We start from the raw sequence: 9,590 nt of genomic DNA on the forward strand, positions 1-9,590 counted from the left end.
GGCAGAGGTGTGGCCGGGTGCCGGCGGGCACGGAGGCCGGTGATCCCCATGCCCGCGGAGTGCGACCGTGCTGCCTGCTCCAGAGGCCCCCTGACATCACCGCCGGTTTCCATGAGGAGGATCGCGTCATGGGCAAATGCCTCGCGCACCGGTTCGGTATGACCTGGCTGGCCCCGTCGGGTCGGGAGGTCAGTGCCCGGGCCGGGACCGCCGGCGGTCACCCGGGCGGTGGCGGGTGAGCAGACAGGCCGGTACGGCCACGGCCGCCCCCAGGTACAGCAGCCGCGGATAGCCGTAGGCGTGCACGACCGGTCCGCCGATCGCACCGGCCAGCGACAACCCGACGAACAGGGCGCTGTTGTTCCACGACAGCATCCCTGTCGCCCGCTCGGGAAAGGTGTCCACCAGATGCCGCTGCTGAGCGGGGAAGAAGGCGTAAGCGACCAGCGCGAACAGGGCCAGCGCGACCGTCAGCGCCCAGGTGGACGGGAGGACCAGAGCGACTGCGGTCTCGGCCGCGGCCATGAGGGCGAGAGCCGCGCCGGTGACGCGCACCGCACCGGCCCGGTCGGCGAGCCGGCCTCCCGCCTGCCCGCCCACGACAGCGGCGACGCCGTACGCCACCAGCAGCCACGACACGTCGGCCGCCCTGCCGTCGGCATGCAAGGCGACGGCCAGGAAGGTGTAGAGGCTGTAGACGGAGAACGCCCACAGAGCAGTGACCGCGACCGCGAAGGCCGCCGTACCCGCACCCTGCTGCCCACTGGGCACCTGCTTGCCGACAACCGCCTCACCGGCACCCGGCGTGCTGCCGGCACCCCCGCTGCCCGCGGCGGCCCTACTGCCGGCGGTCGGGGCAGGGGTCGGGCCGGAGCGCCAGACGAAGGCGTGCGGGACGGCCAGTACGCAGGTGCCGGCGGCGAGGATCACGAACGCCGCCTGCCAGCCCGTGTGCCGACTCAGCAGTGCACCCGCCGGGGCACCCACCCACAACGCGGTCAGCAGACCCGATCCCACGACCGCCAGGACCTGAGCCCGCGCCGTTGCCTGCGCACGAGTACTGACCAGCGCGTACACCGTGGGTCCGGTGGCCGCCGCCGCCACACCGGCGACCACTCGGGTGGCCAGCAGCAGCCCGAAGGAGGGAGCCGACGCGGTGGCGACATTGGCCAGCGAGAACAACACCAACCCACCCGCCAGGATCCGGGCGCGGTCATAGCGGTCGCTCAGCCAGCCCGCGAACGGCGATGCCACCACGTACGCCAGGGAGAACGCCGTGATCAGCAGACCGGTACTGGCCGGAGCGACATGCAGGGAGGCGGCGATGTCGGGCAGCAGCGGCGCCACCACGAAGAGGTCGGTCCCCACCAGGAACTGAGTCACCCAGGCCAGGGCGACAAGGCCGGCCGACAGGCGGGCCGTCGCCGGCTCTGGCCCGCTGCTCGTCGAGTCCATGATCCGAAGCTAGGTCCGCCGCCGCACACCCGCCACCGGCCCGCGCCAGGTCGCACACGCTGCGCGCGGTGGGGTGGGCGGCCACCGGCCGGGCCCGGCCCGGGGCGCTGCTCACCGTCGTACGGGACGGCCCTTGTCAGGGTCGAGGGTGGAGTCACGTAGCCGCAGCACAGTGCACGCGGCGGCGTGGATCAACCGCATTCGTCCATGTCGGGAGGTGAGTAACCCTCGCCCTGCAGAGGTTTGTAGATGGCGTCCCTTTTCGCCTCTGTGGCTTTCATCGCTTTACAGATCTCACGTTTGACGCGGGTGTCGCTGACGTTCAGTCCGATTCCGTATTCCTCGGGCTCGGTGAAGGCGTAGTCGGCGATGAAATATTTGCCGCCTTTTTTGAAATTTTGCAGGATTACTTCGTCTGTCAGTACCGCATCGAAAATGCTGTCGAGCCCGTTGATGCACAGGTCGTAGTCGGTTCGATGCTCGATGTACGGCAACCTTGCCTTGTCGTGTTGCAGGTACTCTTCTGCGCTGGACCCCTTGACCACGCACAGCCGAGCGTTATTGGGGATGTCGGAGATTCCGCGCACCAGCTCGCGCTTTCCCCGGATTCTCGCCTCGTTTAGCTTCTTGGACCCTGGGTAATGCTCCAGCATAATTTTTTGGTCCGTTTTGAAGTATGGTCCGGCGAAAATCACGGCAGGATTCCCGGGCGTGCCTAATTTCCGAGCAGGTGATATTCCGTAGGTCCCGACGAACATGTCGACCCCTCTGCTGTTCAGCTCCTCTGCTCGCATGGATGTGTCTACGCCCTTGAAGTAATATTTTTTGATACCCAATGCGCCGAGGATGACCTTCGCGTAGTCGATCTCCTTACCGCTCCACTTTCCTCCTCCCCGCTGGCTCAGGCCTGGCTGGCCCACCTTTACGCCGACTCTCCATATCTTTGTGCCGGCTTGCGCAGCTCTGAGTCGCGCAAAGCTTTCCCTGTCCTCGTCGTCGTCAGGTGGAGGGGAAGGGGTGGGACTGGAAGAGGCGGTGGGAGGGTTGCCCTCAGGTGGTTCACTCCAGATGGGCGGGATGCCTCCAGTGGCGGCGAGGAGGGTGAGGCAGGCGATGATCACGAACGCGATGCTCATGAACGCGATGCCGCGACGGATTCGAAGGGGATGGGGCTGGTCCTTGCGCTCGTCGCCGTGGCGTCCACCGTCGTCCCCGCCGGCATCTCCGTTGGCGGACTGAGGCGGCAGTCCAGGCCGCAGCAGGACGTCCATGCCCGGTTCCCACGCCCCCTGAGGCTCCTGCCGGTCCCCTCCCTCGACCGTCAATATCTGTAGACACCCCTGCAGCTCCCTGTACAGAGCGAGAAGTGTCGACTGTTGCTGCTGTTCGAGCAGTTGTACGAGTTCACGAGTGAAGGGTGTGCCATCGCCGCCGTCCTCGCTGATGGGGCGGTTGGACTGAACGCTCATCAGCAGCAGGATCTTGCGCTTCTTGCGCGGGTCCCGCATCTTCTGCCAGGCCTCAGCCGCATTGCCCGCGTAGCAGCAGTCGAGGATCACTACGATCCGCTCGGCTTTGCTGTTGGCGAGTTTGTTGAGCACATCAGTTATGGGAGCGGCACCCGGGAACGTGTCGTTTCCTCCGGGCTCTACCTGTGCGTTCCGCATCTGTAGGAACAGTTTGCTGCCGTCTACGGACAGGATTCCATGCCCGGCGAAGTAGAGCAGTAGCAACCCCTCGGCCTCTTGGGCGGCCCGTTGCAAAGCGTCCCAGAAGCCGTCGTACGTAGGCGAGGCGCACACGGTGATCTGTCCCTCGTCGAACATCGCACCGCGGTGCAACGCGTCCTTGAGTCCGGTGCGGTTGGTCTGCACTGTCGGCAGATTCCCAGGCACGCCGCTGAAAGGGTCGGGGTTGTCGTACTCGGACACGCCGACGATCAGTGCTCTGTTTTCTTTCCCGCGCGGATCGAAAAGATTCACTGGCTATTCCTCGTCGGAGCCCCGTGGCGGTTCGACCTGGGGATTGGGCGGTTCATCCTGTCCCGCCCTGCGACGGTTGGCGCGCCAGGCGTTGATCGCGCGCTCTGTCTGTTCTGCCAGGGCCACGGCGGCGGTGAAGGTCTCGGCGACGTGGAGGACGATTTCCCAGCCGGACCCCATCTGGCCCGTGGGCGTGTCCTTCCTGACCTGCTCCTCAATGTGCAAGTGGCCGCTACGCACAAGCTCTTCCAGCGGCTTCTCACGTTCCAGCCAGGCTTTCAGAGCCATGACCTCGTTTTCGTCGGCGCTCCCGTCCAACCGGACCCGTATGACCTGACCAGCCACTGCGTCTCCCTTGCTGTGTGGCCGGGATCATATTGGGTTCTTTTCACGCCTGCGCAGTAGATAAGGAAGTTGAGCGGCTGTACCGGCCGCCGTGGTATGAGCGGACAATGCCGGCCAGGTGACGCCGGAAGTCCGGGTGGTGGCCGAGAAAGCGGAAGCCACGGGTCAGCAGGCCGAGATCGTGAGGGAGTGCGCGCCTTGCACCGCGACTACTGCTGTCGATCTTCCCCGCCGCCGGCATGGTGCGGCTGAAGAGTGTGTCGGAGGTGTGTCGCGAAGGCTGAGAGACAACGAGAGAGGGCGGGAGTCAGTGAGACTGACTTCCACCCTCTACTTTCGGCATCCGTACTGGTCAGCGCTTGATCTAGAGGGATTCGTTCCGGCCGAAACCGATACCTCTGTGCTGCTGGTGAGCTGGCAGGTGAGCGTGGCGACACCGGACCACTGCCGTGAGAACCCGCAACAGCAGCGTTGGTCGGCGCTCGCCATCGGGCGTACTACTCGGGGTGGCCCCAGGCGCAGGGGGCATACAACCGCGGCGAATAATACGCGGGTGACGACGAGTTCAGTGCCGGATGCGGATGTCTCGGCTCGCCCCTGGTTGTTCGCCGATGCCAGGCGGTGGGCGGACGTCCGGGTGCCCGCGTGGGCGCGGCCGGTGGGGCCGGCCGTGGTGCTGCTGGTGGCCGTGGTCATGGCGGCCTGGATGTTCTTGCCCGACCCGATGTGCACGGTGGCAGCGCCCTGTGGGGCGGACTGGCTCGATGCGGCCGGATCGATGCTCTTCCTGCCGCACCTGGTGTGGTTGTTTGTGCTACCGGAACTCGCGCTCGTGTCCGCTCCGTTGCTGCTGATCTGGATGAGCAGTCCCGATGTCTGGCTGGGCGGGCCGGCCGAGAAGATCGCGGACGCCGTCGTTGTGGCGGCGCTGTGCTGGGGCTGGGCGGCCGTCGTGGCGCGGCTGCGGGCGCGCGGCCGCCAACGCTCGCTCGTGCCCGACGCGGCCGGCGGCATCACGCTGCCGGCTCCGGCGACGGACGACGTCCGCCCTTGGCGCCGGGGCCTGGTCCGCGGAATTGCGGGGGTGATCCTGTGCGCGGTGGCCGGTGCCCTGATCACGACTGTCGTCGTGGACGACCGGACAGACGACCGCCTGGCCCGTACGGCCACGTCGGAGAACGCCCGAGTCGTGGACTACAACACCGACGACTACACCGTCACCGTCCGCCTCTCCGACAAGACACGGCACAGGTTCGACGCGCAGGGCAGCTATCGGGTCGGCAGTACTGAACTTGAACGGGTGATGTCGGGGCGGTTTGCCTGACGGGTGCTGTTCGGCGCTGGTAGCCATCTGGGCGTGAGGTATGCGCAGGGCGGCGGGTTGACCGCCGCGGGGAGGGCCGCCCGGGAGCGGGTCAGGCTGCAGGCCGTGGAGCGCTTTGAACGCGAGGAAAAGAACCGGGAGATCGTGGCCGCGCTGCGGGTCAGTGAGCGGTCGGTCGAGCGATGGCGCCGGGCTTGGCGGGAGCGAGGCGAGGCGGGATTGCTATCCGCAGGCTCGCCGGGACGGCCCAAGCTCAGCGCGGCCCGCGTCAACAGGCTGGAACGTGAGTTGGAGCGGGGACCGCTGGTCCACGGCTGGGCAGATCAGCGCTGGACGCTGGCGCGGGTGAAGACCCTGATCGGTCGCCTCTTCCATGTCTCATACACCGTGGAGGGCACCTGGCAGTTGCTGAAGCGGCACGGCTGGTCATGGCAGCAGCCCGCTCGGCGGGCGATCGAGCGGGATGACGAAGCGGTCGAGCTGTGGAAGAAGGAGGTCTGGCCGCGGGTAAGAGCACCGCGGCGGCGCTCGGAGCCTGGATCGTCTTTCAGGACGAGGCCGGGCAGTCGATGATGCCGCCGCGTGCCAGGACCTGGGGCCGGGTCGGCCGCACTCCGGTGGTGCGGGTCCGCGGGCGGGGATCCGGACGGGTCTCGATGGCAGGCATGGTCTGCTATAGGTGCGGGGAACGATCGCGGCTGATCTACGCCGTCCGCGAGTACCGCGGTCGCAAAGACGAGCCGAAGGGCTTCGGCTGGCGCGATCTGCGGGATCTGCTTGTCCGAGCTCGCATCCAGCTTGGCGGCCCGATCGTGCCCGTCTGGGACAACGTTCGGCTGCACCTGACCGCCGGGATGAGGGAGTGGGCCGCTGCGAACGTGCACTGGCTCACCATCTTCCAACTGCCCGCGTACGCACCTGACCTCAACCCGCAAGAAGGCATCTGGTCGCTGGTCAAGCGAGAGGTCGGCAAGCTCGCCGCGGCCCACCTGGCCCAGATCACCAAGGCCGTCAATCGCAGGCTCAAGCAGATCCAGTATCGACCGGACATAGTCGACGGCTGCCTCGCCGGCACTGGCCTTGCCATTCACGAGTAACGAACCCAGGGAACGGCCGGCCTGCCACGTGGCCCTACGATCGCGACACCCCGCCGAACACTTGTGCCCGACGAATTGAGTGAGCCCGTGAGCGACGACGTCCTGTCGATCATTCCGACCGATCCCCAGTGGCAGCCCGACCGGGCGGCGGCCGAGCGGACTGCCGCGCTTGCCGCGGACCTGGCTCCCGGCCTGCCCGATGGCGTGGAAGTCGAGATCGACGTCACCTGGCACGACGGCCTCACACCCGTCGACTGCGGCGACAACCTGGAACGGATCGGCTGCCCGCACTCCGGTGCTTCGATCGATTCCGAGTGGTACGCCGACCTGCTGGAAAGCCACTGTGAGGACGGCTTCGACACCTTGGCCGTGGAAGTGCCCTGCTGCGGCACTGCCACGTCGCTGGACGTGTTGGACTACGACTGGCCGTGCGGCTTCGCCCGCTTCGAGATAGCCATCTGGAACCCCGAACGTGACTGGTTCGGCGACGAGGAACTGGCCACTATCGGCGACACCCTCGGGCACCCGGTGAAGCAGATCAGAGCCCACATCTGACTCAAGTCTCAGCAGGAACCAAGTGCAGCCGTCCAGCCCGACATCACCCATTCAAGTTCAGTAGCGGCCAGTTGAGCCCTGCCCACGGCCTTAGCGCAGGCCATGGCGGTACCTGCCATGCGTGAATGGCAGGCTGGAAGCCTTAGGCGATAACGCGGTAACGGCGCCGCAGTAGCGCCAGGACTATGACGGCCGCGAAAGTCATCCACGTTTTGCCGAGGATTTGTCCAGGCAGGTAATTAAGGGAGCCGAAGGCAAGGTGGAGGAACAGGAGGCTGTCGACGATAAGCCCGACGGCGTTCGAGGCAAGTATCGCAACCAGAAGTCCTCTCCGGCGCAGGGGTTCGTAAACGACGAAGTCCATGGTCTCAGCTACGGCGAAGGCAACCGCTGAGGCAGTGGCGAGGCCGGGGTCGGCGAGGAGGTAGGAGAGGACGGTGCCGATGGCTATGGCGGCAAGAATGGCGCCTCTGCCGGTCGCCTCGCGTGCAAGGTCGCGCAGGACGAGCGCCAGGCCGACGAGGTAGACGCCAGCAGGCGCGACGTAACCGAGGCCGACGGGTACCGCGCCGAAATGGGTGACGGCCAAGTTGGCGGCCGGGATAGTGGCGATGTAGGCGATAAGTGTGGCGATACCGGCAGGAGCGGGGGCCTTCACGATCTACTTTCTGTCTCGGTGGTGAGGTGCTGCGCTCGGCTTTAACGGCGGACGGGCGGTGAGACGAACGTGCAGACAGTACAGCGCATGGCACTGACATCCACAAGGCGTCAGTCCGTGCTGTGGTGTTGGGGGAATGCTTGGTTCCGGGGGTGTTTAACTGACCGTTCTCTATCCGTCCGTGTGGTCGGAGGGGTTCGAACAAGGGCCTGGTTCGGGTGAGTCGGCCGGTGCAGATGCATGGAAGAAGGGCCTCTTGGTAGCTCGCGGTTGTCGAATCCAGCGAGAAGCAAGAGGCCCTGTTGTCGAAGTGTCGCGTGGTCTTGGTCGCCGAGTCCAGTTCGTCCACTCCTGGGTGTGACTGCCTCGCCCATCGGTTCGGGAACGCGGCCGACCGGCCGGAGCGCCGGCCCCGGTACGACTCGGACAAGAGCGACGCGCAGTGAGCACTGGAGCGCGATCTGCTACCGGTGCCCCGATGGCTGACAGGCCGGGGCGGCCGGCCGGAGAGCTACTGCCACCGGCAGATGATCGACACGGTGCGCTACCTCATGGACAATGGCATCAAGTGGCGGGCAATGGCCGCCCACTTCCCGCCGTGGGACCGGGTCTACGAGCACCTCGGAGTCGTCCTCGACATCGTCCGCCGCAGCGACGGCGCCCGCGGCATTAAGGTCCTGCCCCGCCGCTGGGTCCTCGAAAGATCCTTCGCCTGGCTCCTGCGCAGCCGGCGCCTGGTTCGTGACTACGAACGGCGCGCCGACACCAGCGAGAGCGTCGTCCTGTGGTCGATGACCATGCTCATCACGATCTTCGGCTCGAACGAGCCATCCCGATCGCGAGGCACGACGATCTCTACCGGCCCCACGTCGGTCAGCACGGTCTTGGAGCGTGTGCCGTTGCGCGAGTTGCCGCCGTTCTTGCCCGCCGGATCACGAATGTCATAGCCGAGATGGTCGGTGATCTCGCCTTCAGGGCGGACTCCAGCAACCGCTTGGTCAGCTGCTGCAACAGCCCGCCCTCGCCGGTCAGCTGCAGGCCCTCGGCCTGGGCCCGGCCCACCAGCTCGTCGTCCACAGCCTTCGCCGACACAGTCACTGCCGCATCGCCGACCTCGTCCTCGGCCACGTTCTCACTGGTCATCGATGCATCCTCCATGATCGGGAGTTACACCGAACGATTTACAGTCCCGGCAATCCGCGCTAAGAACTCCTATATGACTTCCGGCGTCGCCAGCAGATCAGCGCACAGGCCAGAGTGAGGAAGGCTTCGTGGATGTCGTTGCGTATCTCCCAGGGGATCCGCAGTCGGCGGAACCAGTGAAGGTGGGCGAATGCGCGCTCCACGACCCAGCGTTGGGTGCCGAGGCCGGAGCCGTGGTCGGTGCCGCGGCGGGCGATCAACGGCTTCACACCGAGGTCCCAGACCAGTCGGCGGTACTTGTCGTGGTCGTAGCCGCGGTCGCCCAGCACCACGTCCGGGCGGCGTCGGGGCCGACCGCGCTTGCCTCGCACGGGCGGCACGGCCTGGAGCAGAGGGATCAGTTGGGTGACGTCGTTCCGGTTACCGCCGGTCAGTGCGGCGGCGAGCGGTATGCCGGTGGCGTCGGTGATCAGGTGATGCTTGCTGCCGGTTCTGCCTCGGTCGACGGGACTTCGTCCGGTCTTGGCTCCCCCTTTAACGCGCGGATGTGGGAGCCGTCGACCGCAGCCCGGGAGAAGTCCAGGGCGTTCGCGCTGCGGAGTTCGGCGAGGAGGACCTCGTGCAGCCGGGGCCACACCCCCGCGTCGGACCACTCGACCAAGCGGCGCCAGCAGGTCATGCCGGAGCCGAAACCGAGTTCCTGCGGCAGGTGCTCCCAGGCGATCCCGGTGTGGAGCAAGGATGCCCTGGAACACCAGCCGGTCCGGATGCCGCTTGCGACCGGGATGCCGAGTCCGGCGCTCCACCCTTAGCAGCAGCGGCTCGACCACGGCCCACAGCTCGTCGTCGACTTTCCACGGCTTCGGCCGCGCCACCCCGCACCTCCGGATCATCGGTCCCGGAGTGATCCAACCACCTCGAAGATCGTTAGGAGTTCTAACTGGCCGTTCTCTATCCGGTCGTGCGCTCGGTCTGGTTCGAACGGGGTCCTGGATCGGGTGACTTGTGGGCTGATGGGGCATAGAGGAAGG

The 9,590-nt window shown here is 66.5% G+C and carries 7 protein-coding genes and 4 pseudogenes; 5 read left to right on the forward strand and 6 right to left on the reverse strand.

The features are described from left to right. Positions 1-189 precede the first annotated feature (189 nt). From ACWDNY_RS09145 to ACWDNY_RS09155, 3 genes are all read right to left on the reverse strand, one after another. Positions 190-1,455 carry an MFS transporter gene (locus ACWDNY_RS09145; RefSeq protein ID WP_451645082.1) on the reverse strand — a complete coding sequence of 422 codons (1,266 nt, stop codon included), beginning with the start codon at positions 1,453-1,455 and terminating at the stop codon, positions 190-192. A 191-nt stretch (positions 1,456-1,646) separates the two neighbouring features. Further along, entirely contained in the window at positions 1,647-3,437 is a 1,791-nt protein-coding gene (locus ACWDNY_RS09150) for a caspase family protein (RefSeq protein WP_451645083.1), read from the reverse strand. Between the two features lie 3 nt (positions 3,438-3,440). Next, a complete protein-coding gene (locus ACWDNY_RS09155; RefSeq protein ID WP_451645084.1) occupies positions 3,441-3,782 on the reverse strand; it encodes an effector-associated constant component EACC1 in 342 nt (113 codons plus the stop codon). Positions 3,783-4,335: 553 nt separating this feature from the next. On the opposite strand from ACWDNY_RS09155, the gene ACWDNY_RS09160 reads away from it, so the two are divergent. From ACWDNY_RS09160 to ACWDNY_RS09170, 3 genes are all read left to right on the forward strand, one after another. Next, complete coding sequence (locus tag ACWDNY_RS09160; protein ID WP_451645085.1) at positions 4,336-5,106, forward strand: hypothetical protein; 771 nt, start codon at positions 4,336-4,338, stop codon at positions 5,104-5,106. Positions 5,107-5,139: 33 nt separating this feature from the next. After that, positions 5,140-6,203, forward strand: a protein-coding gene (locus ACWDNY_RS09165) for an IS630 family transposase (protein ID WP_451645086.1) whose coding sequence is annotated in 2 segments (ribosomal slippage) — positions 5,140-5,596 and positions 5,596-6,203 — 1,065 coding nt in all. Because the reading frame shifts where the segments join, the coding sequence is not laid out codon by codon here. An 87-nt stretch (positions 6,204-6,290) separates the two neighbouring features. Further along, positions 6,291-6,758 (forward strand): hypothetical protein, encoded by a 468-nt coding sequence (locus ACWDNY_RS09170; RefSeq protein WP_451645087.1) that lies wholly within the window; start codon positions 6,291-6,293, stop codon positions 6,756-6,758. Between the two features lie 142 nt (positions 6,759-6,900). Here the strand turns inward: ACWDNY_RS09170 and ACWDNY_RS09175 are convergent, their stop codons facing one another. Beyond that, positions 6,901-7,416, reverse strand: coding sequence for a VUT family protein (locus ACWDNY_RS09175; RefSeq protein ID WP_451645088.1), 516 nt, complete (start codon positions 7,414-7,416; stop codon positions 6,901-6,903). Positions 7,417-7,886: 470 nt separating this feature from the next. On the opposite strand from ACWDNY_RS09175, the pseudogene ACWDNY_RS09180 reads away from it, so the two are divergent. Both ACWDNY_RS09180 and ACWDNY_RS09185 read left to right on the forward strand, forming a co-directional pair. After that, positions 7,887-8,024, forward strand: a pseudogene (locus tag ACWDNY_RS09180) (transposase); the annotation flags it as partial. A gap of 54 nt (positions 8,025-8,078) precedes the next feature. Then, positions 8,079-8,204, forward strand: a pseudogene (locus ACWDNY_RS09185) (transposase); the annotation flags it as partial. A gap of 17 nt (positions 8,205-8,221) precedes the next feature. Here the strand turns inward: ACWDNY_RS09185 and ACWDNY_RS09190 are convergent. Both ACWDNY_RS09190 and ACWDNY_RS09195 read right to left on the reverse strand, forming a co-directional pair. Continuing rightward, positions 8,222-8,559 (reverse strand): annotated as a pseudogene (locus tag ACWDNY_RS09190) (transposase); the annotation flags it as partial. A gap of 59 nt (positions 8,560-8,618) precedes the next feature. After that, positions 8,619-9,452, reverse strand: a pseudogene (locus ACWDNY_RS09195) (IS5 family transposase). Between the last annotated feature and the right edge of the window lie 138 nt (positions 9,453-9,590).

The sequence above is a fragment of the Streptomyces sp. NPDC003697 genome (assembly GCF_053587115.1).